Annotated in this window: 21 protein-coding genes and 1 rRNA gene; 1 reads left to right on the top strand and 21 read right to left on the bottom strand. The window is 45.4% G+C overall.

Annotated elements, in window-relative coordinates; all coding sequences use genetic code 11:
- Nucleotides 1–4: 4 nt before the first annotated feature.
- From glmU to metG, 11 genes are all read right to left on the bottom strand, one after another.
- Nucleotides 5–1,378 carry a bifunctional UDP-N-acetylglucosamine diphosphorylase/glucosamine-1-phosphate N-acetyltransferase GlmU gene (gene glmU, locus ACRRQV_RS17775; protein ID WP_432533547.1) on the bottom strand — a complete coding sequence of 458 codons (1,374 nt, stop codon included), beginning with the start codon at nt 1,376–1,378 and terminating at the stop codon, nt 5–7.
- A gap of 214 nt (nt 1,379–1,592) precedes the next feature.
- Nucleotides 1,593–1,877 (bottom strand): septation regulator SpoVG, encoded by a 285-nt coding sequence (spoVG, locus tag ACRRQV_RS17770; RefSeq protein WP_432533544.1) that lies wholly within the window; start codon nt 1,875–1,877, stop codon nt 1,593–1,595.
- Between the two features lie 265 nt (nt 1,878–2,142).
- Entirely contained in the window at nt 2,143–2,520 is a 378-nt protein-coding gene (locus ACRRQV_RS17765; protein ID WP_432533541.1) for a RidA family protein, read from the bottom strand.
- A 1-nt stretch (nt 2,521) separates the two neighbouring features.
- Nucleotides 2,522–3,349 (bottom strand): pur operon repressor, encoded by an 828-nt coding sequence (purR, locus tag ACRRQV_RS17760; RefSeq protein WP_432533538.1) that lies wholly within the window; start codon nt 3,347–3,349, stop codon nt 2,522–2,524.
- A gap of 56 nt (nt 3,350–3,405) precedes the next feature.
- Entirely contained in the window at nt 3,406–4,269 is an 864-nt protein-coding gene (ispE, locus tag ACRRQV_RS17755) for a 4-(cytidine 5'-diphospho)-2-C-methyl-D-erythritol kinase (RefSeq protein ID WP_432533535.1), read from the bottom strand.
- Nucleotides 4,270–4,439: 170 nt separating this feature from the next.
- On the bottom strand, nt 4,440–4,703 hold the full coding sequence (gene veg / locus ACRRQV_RS17750) for a biofilm formation stimulator Veg (RefSeq protein ID WP_432533532.1): 264 nt from the start codon (nt 4,701–4,703) through the stop codon (nt 4,440–4,442).
- A gap of 144 nt (nt 4,704–4,847) precedes the next feature.
- Entirely contained in the window at nt 4,848–5,735 is an 888-nt protein-coding gene (gene rsmA / locus ACRRQV_RS17745; RefSeq protein WP_432533529.1) for a 16S rRNA (adenine(1518)-N(6)/adenine(1519)-N(6))-dimethyltransferase RsmA, read from the bottom strand.
- On the bottom strand, nt 5,732–6,292 hold the full coding sequence (gene rnmV / locus ACRRQV_RS17740) for a ribonuclease M5 (RefSeq protein WP_432533526.1): 561 nt from the start codon (nt 6,290–6,292) through the stop codon (nt 5,732–5,734). The genes rsmA and rnmV overlap by 4 nt, the downstream gene beginning before the upstream one ends.
- A gap of 112 nt (nt 6,293–6,404) precedes the next feature.
- Nucleotides 6,405–7,715 carry a ubiquitin-like domain-containing protein gene (locus tag ACRRQV_RS17735; protein ID WP_432533523.1) on the bottom strand — a complete coding sequence of 437 codons (1,311 nt, stop codon included), beginning with the start codon at nt 7,713–7,715 and terminating at the stop codon, nt 6,405–6,407.
- A gap of 88 nt (nt 7,716–7,803) precedes the next feature.
- Nucleotides 7,804–8,571 carry a TatD family hydrolase gene (locus tag ACRRQV_RS17730; RefSeq protein WP_432533613.1) on the bottom strand — a complete coding sequence of 256 codons (768 nt, stop codon included), beginning with the start codon at nt 8,569–8,571 and terminating at the stop codon, nt 7,804–7,806.
- 253 nt (nt 8,572–8,824) lie between these two features.
- Nucleotides 8,825–10,789 carry a methionine--tRNA ligase gene (gene metG / locus ACRRQV_RS17725; protein WP_432533520.1) on the bottom strand — a complete coding sequence of 655 codons (1,965 nt, stop codon included), beginning with the start codon at nt 10,787–10,789 and terminating at the stop codon, nt 8,825–8,827.
- Between the two features lie 326 nt (nt 10,790–11,115).
- Here metG and ACRRQV_RS17720 point away from each other — a divergent pair, with 326 nt between their 5' ends.
- Nucleotides 11,116–11,394 (top strand): AbrB/MazE/SpoVT family DNA-binding domain-containing protein, encoded by a 279-nt coding sequence (locus ACRRQV_RS17720; protein WP_432533517.1) that lies wholly within the window; start codon nt 11,116–11,118, stop codon nt 11,392–11,394.
- A 39-nt stretch (nt 11,395–11,433) separates the two neighbouring features.
- Here the strand turns inward: ACRRQV_RS17720 and rsmI are convergent, their stop codons facing one another.
- The 10 genes from rsmI to rrf form a co-directional block, all read right to left on the bottom strand.
- Nucleotides 11,434–12,303 carry a 16S rRNA (cytidine(1402)-2'-O)-methyltransferase gene (gene rsmI, locus ACRRQV_RS17715; RefSeq protein WP_432533515.1) on the bottom strand — a complete coding sequence of 290 codons (870 nt, stop codon included), beginning with the start codon at nt 12,301–12,303 and terminating at the stop codon, nt 11,434–11,436.
- Nucleotides 12,300–12,569 carry a GIY-YIG nuclease family protein gene (locus tag ACRRQV_RS17710; protein ID WP_432533512.1) on the bottom strand — a complete coding sequence of 90 codons (270 nt, stop codon included), beginning with the start codon at nt 12,567–12,569 and terminating at the stop codon, nt 12,300–12,302. The genes rsmI and ACRRQV_RS17710 overlap by 4 nt, the downstream gene beginning before the upstream one ends.
- Nucleotides 12,556–13,293: a tRNA1(Val) (adenine(37)-N6)-methyltransferase gene (locus tag ACRRQV_RS17705; RefSeq protein WP_432533509.1), complete on the bottom strand. Its 738-nt coding sequence runs from the start codon at nt 13,291–13,293 to the stop codon at nt 12,556–12,558. Before ACRRQV_RS17705 ends, ACRRQV_RS17710 begins: the two co-directional genes overlap by 14 nt.
- A gap of 68 nt (nt 13,294–13,361) precedes the next feature.
- Nucleotides 13,362–13,721, bottom strand: a complete 360-nt coding sequence (gene yabA / locus ACRRQV_RS17700) for a DNA replication initiation control protein YabA (protein WP_432533506.1) — start codon at nt 13,719–13,721, stop codon at nt 13,362–13,364.
- 10 nt (nt 13,722–13,731) lie between these two features.
- Complete coding sequence (locus tag ACRRQV_RS17695; protein ID WP_432533503.1) at nt 13,732–14,544, bottom strand: PSP1 domain-containing protein; 813 nt, start codon at nt 14,542–14,544, stop codon at nt 13,732–13,734.
- Between the two features lie 3 nt (nt 14,545–14,547).
- Nucleotides 14,548–15,540: a DNA polymerase III subunit delta' gene (gene holB / locus ACRRQV_RS17690; RefSeq protein WP_432533500.1), complete on the bottom strand. Its 993-nt coding sequence runs from the start codon at nt 15,538–15,540 to the stop codon at nt 14,548–14,550.
- Nucleotides 15,541–15,651: 111 nt separating this feature from the next.
- Entirely contained in the window at nt 15,652–15,981 is a 330-nt protein-coding gene (locus tag ACRRQV_RS17685) for a cyclic-di-AMP receptor (protein WP_432533497.1), read from the bottom strand.
- Nucleotides 15,982–16,036: 55 nt separating this feature from the next.
- Nucleotides 16,037–16,681 carry a dTMP kinase gene (gene tmk, locus ACRRQV_RS17680; protein WP_432533494.1) on the bottom strand — a complete coding sequence of 215 codons (645 nt, stop codon included), beginning with the start codon at nt 16,679–16,681 and terminating at the stop codon, nt 16,037–16,039.
- Complete coding sequence (locus tag ACRRQV_RS17675) at nt 16,678–18,111, bottom strand: aminotransferase class I/II-fold pyridoxal phosphate-dependent enzyme (RefSeq protein WP_432533491.1); 1,434 nt, start codon at nt 18,109–18,111, stop codon at nt 16,678–16,680. The genes tmk and ACRRQV_RS17675 overlap by 4 nt, the downstream gene beginning before the upstream one ends.
- Before the next feature lie 149 nt (nt 18,112–18,260).
- Nucleotides 18,261–18,376: ribosomal RNA gene (gene rrf, locus ACRRQV_RS17670) — 5S ribosomal RNA — on the bottom strand.
- Nucleotides 18,377–18,378: the final 2 nt, after the last annotated feature.

Here is an 18,378-nt window from a genome sequence, read left to right as displayed (position 1 = left end):
CCTCCTATTTTTTCCCGTTTAATTTGTTGGCGTAGCCTTCTTTATTTTCTTGGCGCGCACGCGCAATCGCTAATGAATCACTTGGCACGTTTTTCGAAATTGTGGATCCTGCTGCTACATACGAACCTTTGCCAATTGTAACCGGCGCAATCAAATTTGAGTTGCATCCAATAAAGGAATCATCTTCAATTTTGGTCAGGTGTTTATTTTTGCCGTCGTAATTGACGGTAATGGTGCCACAGCCAATGTTCACATTTGTTCCAATTTCTGCATCGCCAATATAGCTCAAGTGGGATACTTTGCTGCCATTTCCAAGCGCCGCTTTTTTCACTTCAACAAAATTGCCGATTTTCACGTCGTTTCCTAAATTGCTTTCCGGACGAAGATGAGCGAACGGCCCTACTGCCACATCTTCTCCTACAACACTGTCGTAGACATGAGATGAACGGATCGTCGTGCGATCCCCAATGACGCTGTTTGAAATCGTCGTTCCTGACGAAATAAAGCAATCTTCGCCGATTTTCGTCGCACCTTCAATCATGACGTTTGGCTGCAGAATTGTATCCGCTCCGATTTCTGCTTGCGCACTAATATAAGTAGAAGCAGGATCAATTATGGATACGCCAGCACGCATATGTTTTTCAGCAATGCGCACACGCAAAATGCGTTCCGCTTCGCTCAACGCCACACGGTCGTTCACGCCAAGCGTCTCTTCAAAACTATCCGTTGCAAAAGCAGCAACAACTTCGCCTTGCTTTTGCAGAATTTCAATGACATCCGGCAAATAGTATTCGCCTTGTGCGTTATTATTTGATACTAATTTCAACGCTTCGAAAAGCGCTTCGTTGTCGAAGCAATAAGTGCCGGTGTTGATTTCGTTCACTTGCTGTTCTTCAACCGATGCATCTTTTTGCTCCACAATTTTTTCGACGCTTCCCGATGCATTGCGCAGAATGCGGCCATAGCCGGTCGGATTTTCAGCAATCGCAGTTAAAATCGTCGCTTTGGCAGTGGTTGCTGCATGGTGCGCGAGCAAAGATTCCATTGTTTCCGGACGGATCAACGGCGTATCTCCGCAGACGACCAATGTTGTGCCCGGTTTTCCTTCAATTAACGAAGCAGCTTGCTGCACAGCATGGGCTGTTCCCAATTGTTCTGCTTGAAGCGCGTATTCGCTTTTTGCTCCCAATTGTTCTTTTACTTTTTCAGCGCCGTGGCCAACGATTGTGACAATTTTCTCGACCCCGAGCTGCTCGACATTATTGGCCACATGTTCGACCATGGGCATGCCGCAAACAGGATGAAGCACTTTGTACAATTTCGACTTCATGCGCGTGCCTTGTCCGGCCGCCAGAATAACTGTGTATGTATGTGTCATAAATCGATCCTCCATTACTTTGATCTTTGGTGCAGCTTTTCTTTATATAAGCTGTTACAGCTTTTCCTATTTTTTTGCTTAGAGTTTTCCTTCTTGACTATAGCGGAAAAACCTTGGTTTTTCAAGGTTCCAAGGCATGACAATCCCATGACATTATCAAAATCCAACAAAAAAAGAGCCTATCTTTTAGAGAAGGCTCTTTGGATTTGAAAAATTAAACACTGGCTTCTTCAAAAACCGGATCGTTTTCACTTTGTTCATAAGCGGATAATATCGCCTCTTGCAATTTATTGCGCGTGCCCGAATTGATCGGGTGTGCAATATCCCGGAATTCTCCGTCTGGCGTCCGTTTACTCGGCATTGCCACAAATAATCCCTCATTGCCATCAATCACACGAATATCATGTACCACGAACTCATTGTCTAATGTGATTGAAGCAATCGCTCTCATGCGCCCTTCTGTCTGTACGCGCCGTAATCTCACATCGGTAACTTCCATTGTGTTCTCACCTCTCCCCTAAGATGCCATTTTGTGAAGCTACCTAAAGGTATTCGATAAATAGAACTAAACTCCTTCAATAATTTTGAAATTAATTAGAAAATTTAATCAATAGTCCTGAATAATAAAAAAAACCAGTCTAAAAAGGCTGATTTAATAGTGTTTATTCAATTTATAAAGCTCTATAATTTTTGTGGATTGCCCATCATTTTAGCTGTAAACAAAAAAACCAAAGACCATTTGCCGCGGCCTTTGGGATTTTCGATTAGTTTGCTGTTTTTGCGATGACTTCGATTTCCACTTTTGCGTCTTTTGGCAAACGCGCCACTTCTACAGTTGAACGCGCTGGCTTATGCTCGCTGAAGTAAGAACCGTACACTTCGTTCAATGCGGCAAAGTCGTTCATGTCTTTAATAAACACGGTTGTTTTAATTACATCTTCAAGCGAAGAGCCTGCTTCTTGCAAAACGGCTTTCAAGTTCGCGAAAACTTGATGTGTTTGTTCTTCAATCGACCCTTGGATAAAGTCGCCTGAAGGAGTCAATGGAATTTGGCCTGAGCTGTAAAACAGGCCTCCTGCAATAATGCCTTGCGAATACGGGCCAATTGCCGCTGGTGCTTTGTCAGTTGCTACGTATTTCATATCAAAAACCTCCATGAGTAAAGTAATTGCCTTCTTCTAATGCAATGGTGCGTTCTTTTTCGCTCACTTCATGCAATTTGACGAGCGACAAATATTTCTCGACCAGCCGCTCATCGGCATGCTCCGCTTCCACCAATACCGCCACACCCGCCAACGTGCAGTCGAATTCTTCCAGCAAGTTTTTCATGCCGTTCATCGTGCCGCCGACTTTCATGAAATCATCGGTGATCAGCACGCGCTGGCCGCTTTTCATGCTGCGCTTTGACAACACCATCGTTTGGATGCGGCGTGATGACCCCGACACGTAATTGATGCTGACGGTTGAGCCTTCGGTCACTTTGCTGTCTCTGCGCACAATGACAACCGGCACATTCAAATGGCGGGCGATAGCGTGGGCGATCGGAATGCCTTTCGTCGCCACCGTCATAATGACATCGATTTTTTCCTTAGCAAATGCAGTGGCAAACACTTTGCCGACCCGGTTCATCATGTCCGGATTGCCAAGCACATCAGTCATGTACAAATAGCCGCCTGGCAAAAGCCGGTCGGAATGGCTCAATTCTGCCATCAATTCCTTCATAATGGTTTTAATTTCTTCCGCATGAAGTTTTGGAACGTATTTAACGCCGCCTGCTGCCCCCGGAACGGTGAGCAACAGCCCGATGCCTTTTTCTTCAAACGTTTCCTTGACGATCCCCAAGTCTTCGCTGATCGAAGATTTGGCAGACTGATACAAATCCGAAAAATAAGTAAGCGGGATTAGTTTATGAGGGTGTTCCAATAAATAATGCGTCATATCCACTAATCGTTCGCTGCGCTTCCACTTCATACTGCACTCTCCTAAACACGAATGATTTAATGAAAACTTACCATAAATATCCGTATTTAAGCAAGGATCTCTCGTTCACCAATCAACCGAACTGCATAAACTTCGGAACAGAACCCACGCAAGCCGTTGTAAATCCGTGGAATGCGGGCTTCTTGCTGCACCAAGCCAAACACGGTTGGGCCGCTGCCGCTCATTAAGACGGCATCCGCGCCAAATTTCTTCATTTGGTCTTTGATTTGCGCCACTTCGGGATGCAAATCTAATGTGACGCTTTCCAGGGCATTTCCTAAGTTGGCGCACATCGCTTCATAGTCCTCTGTTTCAAGCGCCCGGATCATTTGCTCAGTATCCGGGTGGTAGGCTTTATTCGCATCAAAAGCACCGTACACGTCAGCGGTCGAAACGCCGATTGTAGGCTTCGCTAAAATGACCCAGCAGTTCGGCGGCGTTGGAAGCTGTTCGATGATTTCGCCGCGGCCTTTTGCTAACGCGGTTCCGCCGTAGACGCAAAACGGCACGTCGGAGCCAATTTTAGCGCCCAGCTCCGCCAACTCGTCCAAGCTTAAATTCAGCTGCCATAACTTGTTCAGCCCTTTCAGCGTTGCCGCCGCGTCACTGCTGCCGCCAGCAAGCCCGGCCGCTACCGGAATCTGTTTGTCCAAATGAATGATTACGCCGGTGGAAATGTTGTATGTATCTTTGATCAGCTGGGCAGCCTGGTAGGCCAAGTTGCGGGAATCATTCGGCACAAAGCGGTCAGCCGATTCGATATGGATTCCTTTCGCCGTTCCCATCAACCCAATGCGATCTGATAAATCGACAGTGGTCATGATCATTTCGATTTCGTGATAGTTGTCGGGGCGTTTATGTAATACGTCTAATGTTAAATTGATTTTGGCAGGTGCTTTTACGTAGAGCATTCCACTGCCTCCTTTTATAGTCTAATGAAAACTATTTTAACACAAGACGACAAATTGGGGAGAATTGGAGAAAAGAAACAAAAAAAGCGCTGTAGTCTGAACACAAAAAAACCCACCTTCTGTTAATAACAGATTGCGAGTCTTCAAAAAAATACTATAGATAATATCGATTATTTAACTACTAATTCTTCTTCTGTTCCTTCATACACAGTAATTTCTACCGCTTCTGTCAGAATGTCTGCGTAGCTGTAAGACACACGTTCAAATGCGTGCTCATCTTGATCTAGTTCAATCACGAACACGGAGTGATATGTCTCGCGCAAAATCCCACTGCGTTCGACCGTTTTTTTGCGACCTCCGTTTGCCTTCAAAAGCAATCGTTTTCCTACATGTAGATCCAACGATTTTTTAATATCCGCCAAAGTTTTGGGCATCTTGTCTACACCTCACTATAGACAAACTCTACCATAAATCAAGTAATAAGTCAAATAAATTTATAATTTTATCAGCGTTGGTCATGTGCTGTCAATATTTTTTTACCCGAAATACATAATTTATTTTGCCCAAAGGCTTGTTGCTTATTCTGCTTTCATGAAATACGGATGCAATTTGTTAGCCAAGTTTCCGAATTCTTCAATCGACAAGGTTTCGCCGCGGCGGGTCGGATCAATTTCTGCTTCTTCTAATGCTTTCAAAATCCATTCTTTGTTTTCTTTTCCGCCTGGAAGGCCGACTTGCAAATTATTGAAGATGGTCTTGCGGCGCTGGACAAACGAACCCCTCGTTACCTTGAAAAAGAAATCTTCATCGATCACTTCTACGATCGGCCGCGGCCGTTTGATCATGCGAATGACTGCGGAATCGACGTTCGGCTGCGGAAGAAACACCGATTTCGGCACCGTCAGCGCCATTTCCGCTTCTGTGTAGTACTGGATCGCTATTGACAACGAGCCGTATGCTTTTGTGCCCGGTTTTGCTGTAATGCGTTCCGCTACTTCTTTTTGCAGCATGACGACTAAGCCGCGTATTGGCAACCGTTCGAGCAACAACTTTAAGATGATCGGCGTCGTTACGTAATATGGCAAATTCGCCACGACCATGATGTCTTCATAGCCGGCTAGTTCTTCTTTTATGGCCGCTTCCACGTCCGCTTTTAAAATATCGGAATGAATGATGGAGATGTTGTCATACGGCGACAACGTGTCTTCAAGCACCGGCAATAAGCGCTGATCAATTTCAAAAGCCAGTACTTTTCCCGCTTCCCGCGCCAAATGCTCGGTCAATGCACCGATTCCCGGACCGACTTCGATGGCAGCAGACTGCTTTGTCAATTTTGCTTGGCCGACGATTTTCCGAAGGATGTTCGGATCGATCAAGAAATTTTGTCCTAAACTTTTTTTCACGGTTAATCCGTGTTTCGCCATAATTTGCTGTGTGCGTATTGGCGTAGCTATATCTTTAGTCATGAAAGTTCCTCCTGATTTAACGCTTGCACAGCTTTAATAAACTGCCCTTTTGAAATGCCAAACATGTGAAGCCTTTTTTGAAGCTGTTTTCCGTTCGTGTAGCCGATTTGCAACAGATTCCCAAGCTCAGTGCGCCGTTTCTTTGCTTGCGGATGTGCCGCTAAACGCGCATCGATCAAGTCCTCCATCGTAATTTCAATGGGGCGCTCTGCTTCTACCGGCGTATAAACAGATGCTAAAGCTTCCCGGATATCGGCGTCGCATGCATGTTCAATTCCAAGGCCTTTGCCGTTTTTTGCAATCGTCTTTTCTTTTGCTAAAAAGGCGTGCTTGACGGCTGGCACGTATTCTTCAATAATAGCACGGATTCGTCTTCCCGGATAATCAGGATCGGTAAATACAATGACGCCGCGCTTTTTTTGGGCATGTGCAATCCGGTCAAGTGTCTCCATGGATATGGCCGACCCATTTGTTTCGATCGTATCGGCCTTGACCGCCCGCTTTACCGCTACAGTATCGTCCTTGCCTTCAACTACTATAATTTCATTTATCTTCATTCGTAATTGTCATCCTCGCTTCCAAACTTCCTGTTTTATTTTACACGCTGCCGGGTAAACCTGTAAAAAGAAAAAGCTTTCCGGGAAATTCCCAAGAAAGCTTTAGATAATATTAATTGAGTATTTTTATTTTGACTTGCTTGCGCCCAAAGGCAAGTGCTGCCGATTGGTCCGCATAAAACAAGTCAATTTTGTTTCCGTTTATCGCTCCGCCAGTGTCTCCTGCAATTGCATAGCCATAGCCTTCCACCCATACTTTAGAGCCGAGAGGAATAACGCTTGGGTCAACTGCAATCAATTTGATGCCTGGGTTTGACTTCAAGTTAATGCCAGTAGCCGTGATGCCTGAACAGCCAGCGCAATTCGCTGTATAAGCGGTAGCTGAAACGATTAATTCTTTCCCGCCTGATTGCGGTTCAGATGATTTTGTTGCTTTTGCCGCTTTTACCACTTTTTTAGCCGGCTCTGTTTTTTTCGCAGGAGCGGATGCTTGCGCTGCTGTCGCTTTTTTCGCAGAAGATGAATCTTTGCCACGCGATACAGAAGCAACCATTACTTTTGTTCCGACTGCCGTAACTTGTTTTTTTGGTTCTTTGACGACTTTTTCTTTCTTAAGGTCGCGTTTTACTTCTTTGCCGTTTTCTTTTACCACTTCATACGTTTTCTTAACAACGCCTTTTTTGCCTTTTTGAACCAGTTTTTCTTCCCCTTTAAGAAGCGAAGAATCTTTCTTTGTTTCAACTGCAAATTTTACAGAATCCTCAACTACATCGGTGACCTTTTCGACGCGAACAACTTGGACTTTTGATTTTGGAAGGACCAATTCGTCCATTCCTTTTTCAACTCGGTCAAGTTCGCTCAAAGAGACTTTTTGCTGTTTTAAAAAGTCAGCGACCGTAGTCGAAGTGGACCATACTTTTTTCTCTTCTAAACCATCCAAAAGTGTTACTTCGAATGCTTTTTCTACAGATATTGCTGTGTCCTCATCTACTTTTGCTTCAAGTGCAGGTGAAACTTTATCGTGCTCGGTTACTTCAATGTTCGCTTTCGCTAAAATATCAGCAACGGTATTTTGCGTCGTCCATGCGGAAGTGGTTTTTCCATCTACGGTAACGGCATACTGTTCAGCTTCGTCCCATTCGATGCTAAGATCGCCTTCGATTGGCGCACTTGCCGACTGGCTCAAGTAATCGTCTTCACCGACTTTGATTTCCTGTTCTTTCAAAAAATCCCCTACGGTTTTTGCATGGGTCTTCACTTCTTCTTTTTGGCCATTGGCCGTCATTGTGACTGTATTTTTCGTTCCTTCATATATGGCGAAAGTTAAAACAGCTGCAAACATCAATACTGTGGCAATTGTAATTGCTAAAGATTTTCTCTTTAAAGATTTTGCAGCTTTACTATTATTTGCTTCTTTTGACAAAAAGAACTCCTCCTTATTCACCTGGGTGATTATATAATCCTGATTTCAAGGCGTCAACTCATACGGGTTCTTCCAATTTTTCCGTACTTTACGATAACTTGAAAAATTTCTCTGCATTTCGTGTCGTGGCCGTGGCTACTTCTTCTACTGAAATTCCTTTTAAACGGGCAATTTCTTCCGCTACAAGCGGGACATACGAAGGCTCATTGCGTTTTCCTCGGTACGGATGCGGAGCTAGATAAGGAGCATCTGTCTCAATCATTAAATGGTCAAGCGAAATCAATTCTGCGACTTTTTTCGGCTGCTTGGCATTTTTGAATGTTACCGGCCCGCCGAGGGATATCATAAAATTCATCTCTATGCTTTCGCGCGCCGTTTCTACACTGCCGCTAAAGCAATGCATCACGCCGCCCGTTGTTTTCGCATCTTCTTCTTTTAAAATGCGCAAAACATCTTCTGTTGCATCTCGGTTGTGGATGATGATCGGCAAGTTTACTCGTTTTGCGAGGTGGATCTGTTTGCGGAACACTTCTTGTTGTATGTCTTTCGGGGATTTGTCCCAATAATAATCCAATCCGGTTTCTCCGATTCCCACCACTTTCGGATGGGCCGACAATTCCTCAATCCACTGCAAATCTTCTTCTGTGCAATCGATGGCGTCTACTGGATGCCACCCGACCACTGCATATAAAAAATCATATGTTTCTACAAGTTCCATGGCACGTTCAATTGTTTTCCGGTCAAAGCCGATGACAATCATTTTTGTGACATTGTTTTGTATTGCCCGTTCAATGACTTCTGTTAAATCCTCATCATACTGATCTGCATTCAAATGTACATGGGTATCAATAAACATCATCATTCTCCTCACACTACTAGTTATTTTAATCGTTTAGCTTGTTTCTTTCTTCACATAAACATTACATTTGTATAACAAAAGATGTTATTTACATGTCACATTCCTTTTTTCCAATTATTTCACCCGCCAAAATACCTACAACGCAAAAGGACCTGCTCGGAAAAGCAGGCCCTTTTTCTATAGAATTTTCATTTGGGTTATTACAAAAAGATTTCTAATTTTTAGCAGGACACACGATTTGCCCAATTGTTTATTTGATTTGAGCTCCGTTCGGCAATTTAGCATCTACTTCGGTCAAGGTTAAATAGCCGTCTTTTTGTCCAGCTAAAATCATGCCTTGCGACCATTCGCCGCGCAATTTCACCGGTTTCAAGTTGGTGACTACGACGACGCGTTTGCCAACCAGTTCTTCCGGCTTGTAATGTTCCGCAATGCCCGACACCACTTGGCGCTGCTCGTAGCCTAAATCCACTTGCAGCTTCAACAGCTTCGTCGTTTTCGGAACTGGCTCGCATGCGGTGACGGTTGCCGCGCGAAGGTCGATTTTCATAAAGTCGTCGATCGTAATTTCCGGAACGTCCGGCGCTTCGACCACTTCTTCCACTTTCTCTTCTTCAACAGGAGCGGAACCGCCGCGCATTTGCTCGCGGATGTACGCCACTTCGGGCTCTACTTCCAAGCGAGGGAAAATCGGCGTTCCTTTGCCGACGACTTTTGTGCTGGCCGGGATGTTGCCAAACTGTTCGAGCGTTTCCCACGCAAGCGTGTCTTCTGACAAGCCGAGCTGTTCGACGATTTGTTTTGGTGCGTTCGGCAAGAACGGCTGCAACATAACCGCTGTCATGCGCAAGCTTTCCGCCAAGTGGCCCATAACCGAAGCCAGTTGCGGCTGCAGCGCTTCGTCTTTTGCCAATACCCATGGCTGTGTTTCATCGATGTATTTGTTCGTTCTGGAAATCAATGTCCATACTTCGCTCAGCACCAGGCTAAACTGCATTTTTTCCATGTACTGTTCGTAATTTGCTACCGTTTGTTTCGCGATTTGCTGAAGCGTTTCGTCGAATTCGGTTTTGTAGCCCTCTACTTGCGGAACTGTTCCCTCAAAATACTTGTTGATCATCGACACTGTCCGGTTCAATAAATTCCCCAGATCGTTCGCCAAATCGAAATTGGTGCGCTCAATAAATGATTCCGGTGAAAAGACGCCATCTGAACCGAATGGCAGTTCACGCAATAAGAAATAACGCGTCGCATCTAGTCCATAGCGCTCTACGAGCATTTCTGGATACACGACATTGCCTTTTGATTTCGACATTTTGCCGTCTTTCATCATGATAAATCCATGTGCAAAGATTTTTTTGGGCAAAGGCAAATCAAGCGCCATCAGGAAAATCGGCCAATAAATTGTGTGGAAGCGGACAATGTCTTTTCCGACTACATGGACATCAGCCGGCCAATATTTATTGAACAGCGAATCGTCTTCCGAGCCATAGCCAAGTGATGTGATGTAATTCGACAACGCATCCACCCAAACGTAAATGACGTGCTTCGGATCGCCAGGAACCGGAATTCCCCAGTCAAACGATGTGCGGGAAACCGACAAATCTTCCAAGCCCGGTTTGATGAAATTGTTGATCATTTCATTTTTACGCGATTCCGGCTCGATAAATTCGACGTTGTTCTCGTAATAGTCGAGCAGCCGGTCCGCGTATTTTTTCATATTGAAGAAATACGATTCTTCTTTTACTTTGTGGACCGGACGGCCGCAGTCCGGGCAATTGCCATCGACAAGCTGCGCTTCCGTGTAAAACGATTCACACGGGGTGCAGTACCAGCCTTCGTACTCGCCTTTGTAGATGTCGCCATTGTCCAAGAACGTTTGAAAAATCTTCTCCACGCCTTCTTTATGGCGTGTTTCGGTTGTGCGGATAAAATCATCGTATGTGATGTCCATTGTTTCCCAAACTTTTTTAGCTGCCGCAGCCATTTCGTCCACGTATTCTTGCGGAGCCTTTCCTGCTTCTTGGGCTTTTTCTTCAATTTTTTGGCCGTGTTCGTCCATGCCGGTCAAAAAACGGACATCAAACCCTCTTAATCGTTTGTAACGGACGATTGCATCAGATGCAACTGTCGTATAGGCCGTTCCAATATGGAATTTTCCGCTTGGATAATAAATCGGAGTCGTCAAATAAAAAGTATTGTTTTTAGCAGTCACGAAAAATTCCTCCAGTTTTTTTGTATAGTTCTTATTTTAACGAAGTCGCCAATTTTGTACAATCTTTCAATTCCAAACCACTTTTTTCGACATTCTCTTGACTGTCTTTTACAGCTGTCTTGTTGCCTGTATTGACAAATCGGAAAGAACTTTGCTAAAAAATGCGATTAGCCACAGATTCTCGTCAAAGAAAATGAAAATTTGTTATGGATTTGATAGTTTTTTATTGACCTAATTGCCAGTACTTGGTATGATTTATGACAGGAAGTGGTAAATGTCGAATTTTGACGATTGGATCCAAAACAAATTAAAGGGGGATTTTTATTATGAAATCAACAGGAATTGTTCGGAAAGTTGATGAACTAGGCCGAGTAGTTATTCCAATTGAATTGCGCCGTACGTTAGGGATCGCAGAAAAAGATGCGTTGGAAATCTATGTCGATGATGATAAAATTATATTGAAAAAGTATATGCCGAATATGACATGCGCCGTAACTGGCGAAGTTTCGGATGAGAATATGCAACTTGTAGGCGGGAAATTGATTTTAAGCCCAGAAGGCGCAGAAATGCTCATGAAAGAAATTCAAAACAACTTGAAAAAATAAGGCAAGAAAAAACCGGAGGCTCTCGAGCTTCCGGTTTTTTTATATGTGATACGCTTGATAAATGTCACGTTTCGACATTTGACGTTCGGCTGCGACCTCTTTGATGGCTTCTTTTGACGACAGTTTTTTCTTTTCCATTACCTCGTTGACGTGTTCTTCGACGGTCAGGCCTTCCCACCACTTTTCATTTTCAACCACATCGGGTGAATCGTTTCCTTCTATAATAATGCAGAACTCTCCCCGTATTTCGTTTTCATCCGTCCACATTACCGCTTCTTCCACAGTGCCTCTTAAAAACTCCTCAAACTTTTTCGTCACTTCACGGGCAAGGACGATTTTCCGGTCGTTCCCAAACGTCTTTTGTACGCTTTTCAAACTTTCTTTCAGCCTGTGCGGCGCTTCGTAAAAAATAAGCGTTTCTTCTTTCTGGCTTAATTTCTCGAGTTCAGCTTGGCGTTCTTTTTTATTGCGCGACACAAAGCCGTAGAACAAAAACGGCTGCGGCGCAATGCCTGACGCGATCAAGGCGCTAAGCGCGGCATTGGCCCCTGGCACCGGCACAACTGGATAATCTTCGGCAATGGCGCGTTTGACAATGTCTTCGCCAGGATCCGAAATACACGGCATGCCGGCATCACTGACCAGTGCGACTGACTTTCCTTCTGCCAGATAAGAAAGAATTTTAAAGCCCCCGCTTTCTTGGTTGTGTTCGTGGTAACTCACCAATTTAGTTTGTATATCAAAATAATTGCATAGTTTTTTCGTGTTTCGGGTGTCTTCTGCCGCAATGACGTCCACTTCTTTCAAGATCCGGAGCGCACGGACGGTCATGTCTTCGAGGTTGCCGATTGGCGTGGCAACCAAGTACAGCGTCGGCCGATTTTCTTGAAAACTTTTTTGCGATTTCATTGAGCGCCCTTCTTTCCTTCCGCAATATAACGGATTTTTTGTGGTTTGGATAATTGCTTGAAAGCGTATTCCGCTTTCATGGCCAGTGGTTTTGACTCGAAGGTTTCCTGGTGGATTACATGGACTGGCCCTTTTGCCCGCGTATACTTGGCTCCTTTGCCAGCGTTATGGGCAGCCAGCCGTTTGGCCATATCGTTTGTATACCCTGCATAATAAGAACCGTCTGCGCATTCCAGTACGTAGAAATAATGCTCATTTGTCTCCATAAAGCAGTTCTCTCACTTCTTCGGTATATTCCCCGTCTTTACCGTAAACAATTAACGGCGGCAGGACCTTCAAATCTGGTTTGCCGTCTTTAATCCCTTCGATCAATAACGTATTCGCTTCTTTTCCTGCTTTCGGATAAACAAGGCGAATGCGTTTGGGTTCCAGCCGGTTGGCCCGCATGGCGGCAATCAAATCGATCAAGCGCCCCGACCGGTGGACAAATGCTGCTTTACCGCCTTGCTTCAATAACTGGCTAGCAGCCAGGACCGCTTCGTCCAGCGTTAAATGCAGTTCGTGGCGCGCAATGGCCATGTGCTCACTGATGTTCTTGTCGCTCATTTCATGGGCTGGAAAATAAGGCGGGTTGCAGGTTACGGCATCGTATTTCTCAAATCCAAGCCGGGAAGAGATGGTTTTAACATCCCCTTCCATAATTTCGATTTGATCGGACAAGCCGTTATAGTCAACGCTCCTCCGAGCCATGTTAGCGAGCCGCTCCTGCAGTTCCACGCCGATGATACGGGATTCGGTCCGTGCACTTAAAAACAGCGGTATGGCACCATTGCCGGTACACAAATCGACAACCGTTCCGCGCTTTAGCGGCACATAGGCAAAACGCGCCAATAACACCGCATCCAACGAAAAGGAAAAAACCGACGGGCTTTGGATGATCCGCAAATCTTCCGCCAGCAAATAATCAAGCCGTTCATCATCCATTAACATAACGTCACTCCTCATACATAGCAAAAGGCTGCCGCCACACGCAGTGTCGGAAGCCTTTCGTTTTTTATTCAGTTTTGTTTATTCAAAAACGACAAACAAAACAAGCAGTCATCGCCTTTTCTGGAACTGCCGAAATGCACATGGCAGACATGGTAGCCTTCATGATACAAACGCGCCAAGTTATCATAGCCTTCGCCGATGTCCATCGCCGTTTTTTTCAACTTCACGGCATCCACAGCCACCGTTTCAGGTACGGCTTTGTGGAGTTCATCCAAACGCGCACGCAAATGATGATTCTCCAGCTGCAGCGCATGGTGTTCTTCCATCGTATGCGCTACGACCGCTTTTAATTCACGGAATTGCTCTTGCATCGATTCAAGCTGCTGCTCAAAATCCATGACAGTATCCAAAAAGTTTTTCTCTTTCACTTGCACCACCTCACGCTCTCGTTCCTTGGTTCATGATTTCTTCTAATGTATATTCCAACGTTTGTTCTTGCTCAGCCAAACGAATTTTCAACACACGCTCCAAAATGTTCATGCCCACTACGCGGCCTGCACCATCTGGAGTTGTTACGTGCGTGCCGACATCCGGCATTTCTTTTTTCGCGGTTTCGTATTCATCGTTTTCGTATTTCAAGCAGCACATCAACCGCCCGCAAAGGCCGGAGATTTTTGATGGGTTCAACGACAAGTTCTGGTCTTTCGCCATCTTGATCGATACCGGCTCAAAATCCCCTAAAAACGTTGAACAGCAAAGCATTCTGCCGCAAGGGCCGATGCCGCCGAGCATTTTTGCTTCATCGCGTACGCCAATTTGGCGAAGTTCAATGCGCGTCCGGAAAATTGACGCCAAGTCTTTCACCAAATTGCGGAAATCCACTCGGCCTTCCGCGGTAAAATAGAAAATGACTTTATTGCGGTCAAACGTATATTCCACGTCAACCAGTTTCATATCCAACCGATGCTCTTCGATTTTCTCGGTTCCTTGTTCAAAAGCCCGAGCCGCTTCGAGGCGGTTTTCTTCCACTTGCTGGCGATCGCGCTCGCTTGCCACGCGGACCACTTGTTTTAATGGCAACACGACATCGTTTTCTCCAACCGCTTTCGTTGGAACGACCACTTTGCCGTATTCTACGCCACGCGTCGTTTCCACAATCACGTAATCATCTTTTTCAATCACGAATTCGCCTGGATCGAAATAATATATTTTACCCGCTTTTTTAAAACGGACTCCTATGACATTATACACTTGCTACCCCTCCTGCAGATTCAGCATTAATTGCTCCATCAGCAGCGTCCGGTTCATATTGCGCTGCAATTGCTGCTTTGCTTGTAAAATGGCCTGCAATTGTTTGGACAACACGCTAAATGAACGCTGAAGCGCTATCTGCTTCCAAATTTCCTTCATATCGGGATACGTGCATACAGCGTCGAGACTTGCTTTTACTGTCGCGATGTCCCGATATGCAAATAATAACATGTCCAGCCCTCTTTCGGCATCTTCTTTTTCTTTAAAAAATGGAAGCCATTCTGCTTGGACCAGCAATAACGCCTCGTGGACGTTTTTTCCGGCAACATCGACCATTTTTAAAACCAGTTTCCGGGCTTGTGCAAACTGCTCGTCTTCGCTTAGCGCAACTGCTTCTTCTACACTTTGCGTCAACATGCTGACGGTTGCAGCCATCGAAGCGGTCATGCCTTCTGCCATCAGTTTTTCCATCAGTTTCGGCCGTGACAGCGGCTGAAAACTAACAAGCTGGCAGCGGGAGCGGATTGTGCTCATGATGGCGTTCAACCGGTCAGTCAAAAGAATCGCTGTGACGTTCACTTCTGGTTCTTCTAAAAATTTCAACAATGCATTGGCAGAAGAATTGTTCATTCGGTCTGCATGTTCGATCACATATATCTTACGGCCTGAAGCCAAGCCTGTTTTATTCATCGTTAAAATCAAATCACGAATTTGATCGATTTTTATATTTTGCCCGTCTGGTTCAATGAATACAATGCTTGGGTGGTTCCCAGAATTGTACGTTTTGCAACTATGACATGTTTCACATGGAACATTTTGAATAGGGGTTTCGCATAATAAAAGCTTTGCAAAAAAATGAGTGATTTCTTTTTTTCCTGAGCCTTCGGGGCCTTCAAAAAGAAAGGCATGTGCCAGCCGATCTTTTTCAAAAGCTCCTTGCAGCCTCTTCATGACCACTGGCTGCGTTTCTTGGATTTCTTCAACCGTCTTCTGCACATTTTCACCTTCAGCCTTTGTAAAAAATCCCGTGTTCCAAGCGGAGCACGGGGGTTGCTGGCCGGAAAGAAGCTTTCAGCCAGCGATTGTTGCGTTGATCTATAGCAGTTCTTAAAAATGATGGAACTGTTCGATGGGAAGAACAAAAATGGTCGCGCCGCCTACTTCTACTTCCACTGGGTAAGGGATGTAAGAATCAGCATTGCCTCCCATTGGCGATACAGGTGCCACCATTTGTTCACGGGCACGGCAGTTTTCACGGATTAAATCCATCAGTTTCGGCACAAGGCCGTCTTCGACACCGATTAAAAAAGTCGTGTTCCCTGAGCGCAAAAACCCTCCTGTACTGGCAAGCTTGGTAGCCCGGAAATCATTTTTTGTTAAGGCATTGGATAAACGGTTACTGTCTTGATCCTGTACAACTGCTACGACGAGTTTCATCAGCACTCACTCCTTTTATATTTTTCTTCTATATAAGTATAACATGAAGAAAGAATCACACCCTATAACTTTCCAACCGTTTTTCAATAATTGCTAAGGCATCCGCCAACACACGGTCGACCGTTTGGGAAGCATCCACTTTGACGATGCGATCTGGGTAGCGCTTCGCTACTTCTTCGTAGCCTTCGTAGACCTTTTGATGAAACGACAACTTCTCCATATCCAAGCGGTTTTGTTCTCTCCCGCTATTGGCTGAAATGCGCTGAAGACCGATTTCCGGCTCGATATCAAAAAGCAAGGTCAAATCCGGCATGGTATCTTGAATGGCAAATTGATTGATTGCCAGAACTTCATCAACGCCCAAGCCGCGCGCAAAACCTTGATAAGCAAGCGAACTGTCGATAAATCGGTCGCACAGCACCACTTTACCTTGCAAGAGTGCCGGTTCGACTTTCTCCACTAAATGCTGCCGACGCGCCGCTGCATACAATAACGCTTCCGTACGGGCATCCATTGCCGTATGCGCTTTATCCAAAATCACTTCGCGGATTTTCTCGGCAATTTCAATGCCGCCTGGCTCTCTCGTCAACACCGCTTCTATTTGTTTTTCGGTTAATTTTTTCATGACTTCTTCGATGACTGTCGACTTTCCAGCCCCTTCTGGCCCTTCAATCGAAATAAAATACCCTGACTTTTTCATTCGTCCTGCCTCCCTGCTTGTATGACCGACAATTGCTTGAGATGTAAACGATGCTCTCCTTGAATGGCAGCGCCTGCCGCCAAATAATCCAGCAGGCTTTCCAGTTTGGCGGTTGTCCAAATTTCACCGGCTACCACAAGCGGCACTCCCGGCGGATATGGCACAACCATTGTTGCTGAAATACGGCCAATCACTTGAGTATAGGAAATCCATTCCTGTTCGGCCGCATTCATTTCTTCAAACGACAATTCCGGAACGCTTATTTTTTCTTGTTCCAACGCCTTTATTGTCACAGGCGAGGGCACTTCTTTTTTCAACGCTAGGACCGCTTCTTTTAGCCGGCTGCGAATTTCCGCAAATGGATAGACATGCTGCTGCTTTAACAGCGGCAAAATCAACAGCACTTGATAAGGGTCTGCCAGTTCGGCATAAATGCCGTTTTGTTCTAGCTGGTCTTGTAACTGATAGCCGCTGTAATTTTCAACCCGCAACAGCAATTTTAGCGGATCATCCGTTTCAATTACGGCAAGGCTCGGTATCGTCTTAGCGCTGTCAATAAAACGTTGGCGCTTTTCTTGAAACGTCCGAATGTCGGGTTGCGAATAAGTTTGCAAAAAGGCACGCGCATCGTCCAAAGAAGCCATGATGGGATAGGACGGGCTGCTCGATTGGAACATATGTAAATACTTGCTGATGAGATTCGAATCAATGCGGGTTCCTTGCAAATGGAGGAAAGAACCCATCGTCATCGCAGGCAAGGTTTTGTGCGCAGAATGCACCACCGCATCGGCGCCAAGCGCTAAAGAAGAATGCGGAAAAGGCATACCGGCTTGAAAATGGGCGCCATGGGCTTCATCCACCAATACGACCAAGCCATGCTGATGGCACAAATAGATGATCTGTTTGAGCTCTGTGATAGCCATGCCGTAATAATTGGGATAGGTCAGCACCACGGCTTTTGCTTTCGGAAAAGCATCAATCGCTCGTTTCATCGTATCGAAGGATACGCCCACGGCCGTTAAGGAAGACGCATCCCATTCAGGGGCTAAGTAGATCGGCCGCACTTTGGCCAGCTCGAGCGCATGGAAAATCGACTTGTGGGCATTGCGCTGGACAATCACTTCATCTCCTTCTTGGCACACCGCTTGCACCATTGCCAAGTTCCCAACCGTCGAGCCATTCACAAGAAAGAAACTCTGGTCTGAACCATACGTTTCCGCCAGCAATTGCTGGGCCTCTTCAATGGCCTCTTCTGCATAGTGCAAATCATCGAGCCCAGTTAATTCAGTTAAATCATATAAAAGAGCCGAACGCATTTCTTCAGGTAAATTTGATAAGCGTCCATGTTTATGTCCCGGCACATGAAATGAAATCGGCCGTTGTTTTTGAAATGCCAGTAATGCCTCTACTAAAGGGCGACGCTGTGTCATAATCCACATCCTCGCGTATTAATTATGTGCTTTCGTTTCATTATACCGGAGTTTGGTTTGATGAGGTTGTGCGAAGAGCTGAAAGAACGGTTTGATTGAAAACAATAAAAAAGCCGCTACCGGGAACCGGTAACGGCTTTTCTTTTAATGCCCAGCGACGTCCTACTCTCACAGGGGGAAACCCCCAACTACCATCGGCGCAAAAGAGCTTAACTGCCGTGTTCGGGATGGGAACGGGTGTGGCCTCTTTGCCATCATCACTGGACT

This window comes from Planococcus sp. YIM B11945 (genome assembly GCF_050864155.1).
In the GTDB taxonomy this organism is placed as follows: domain Bacteria; phylum Bacillota; class Bacilli; order Bacillales_A; family Planococcaceae; genus Planococcus.
Note: the sequence above shows the minus strand (reverse complement) of the source record. Positions and strands in the feature narration are given on the sequence as shown.

Bases quoted from the DNA above. Each gene is read 5' to 3' on its own strand.
- glmU (WP_432533547.1), bottom strand. From the start codon at position 1,378: ATGACACATACATACACAGTTATTCTGGCGGCCGGACAAGGCACGCGC.
- spoVG (WP_432533544.1), bottom strand. From the start codon at position 1,877: ATGGAAGTTACCGATGTGAGATTACGGCGCGTACAGACAGAAGGGCGC.
- ACRRQV_RS17765 (WP_432533541.1), bottom strand. From the start codon at position 2,520: ATGAAATACGTAGCAACTGACAAAGCACCAGCGGCAATTGGCCCGTAT.
- purR (WP_432533538.1), bottom strand. From the start codon at position 3,349: ATGAAGTGGAAGCGCAGCGAACGATTAGTGGATATGACGCATTATTTA.
- ispE (WP_432533535.1), bottom strand. From the start codon at position 4,269: ATGCTCTACGTAAAAGCACCTGCCAAAATCAATTTAACATTAGACGTA.
- veg (WP_432533532.1), bottom strand. From the start codon at position 4,703: ATGCCCAAAACTTTGGCGGATATTAAAAAATCGTTGGATCTACATGTA.
- rsmA (WP_432533529.1), bottom strand. From the start codon at position 5,735: ATGACTAAAGATATAGCTACGCCAATACGCACACAGCAAATTATGGCG.
- rnmV (WP_432533526.1), bottom strand. From the start codon at position 6,292: ATGAAGATAAATGAAATTATAGTAGTTGAAGGCAAGGACGATACTGTA.
- ACRRQV_RS17730 (WP_432533613.1), bottom strand. From the start codon at position 8,571: ATGTTTATTGATACCCATGTACATTTGAATGCAGATCAGTATGATGAG.
- ACRRQV_RS17720 (WP_432533517.1), top strand. From the start codon at position 11,116: ATGAAATCAACAGGAATTGTTCGGAAAGTTGATGAACTAGGCCGAGTA.
- rsmI (WP_432533515.1), bottom strand. From the start codon at position 12,303: ATGAAATCGCAAAAAAGTTTTCAAGAAAATCGGCCGACGCTGTACTTG.
- ACRRQV_RS17710 (WP_432533512.1), bottom strand. From the start codon at position 12,569: ATGGAGACAAATGAGCATTATTTCTACGTACTGGAATGCGCAGACGGT.
- ACRRQV_RS17705 (WP_432533509.1), bottom strand. From the start codon at position 13,293: ATGTTAATGGATGATGAACGGCTTGATTATTTGCTGGCGGAAGATTTG.
- ACRRQV_RS17685 (WP_432533497.1), bottom strand. From the start codon at position 15,981: ATGAAACTCGTCGTAGCAGTTGTACAGGATCAAGACAGTAACCGTTTA.
- tmk (WP_432533494.1), bottom strand. From the start codon at position 16,681: ATGAAAAAGTCAGGGTATTTTATTTCGATTGAAGGGCCAGAAGGGGCT.
- ACRRQV_RS17675 (WP_432533491.1), bottom strand. From the start codon at position 18,111: ATGACACAGCGTCGCCCTTTAGTAGAGGCATTACTGGCATTTCAAAAA.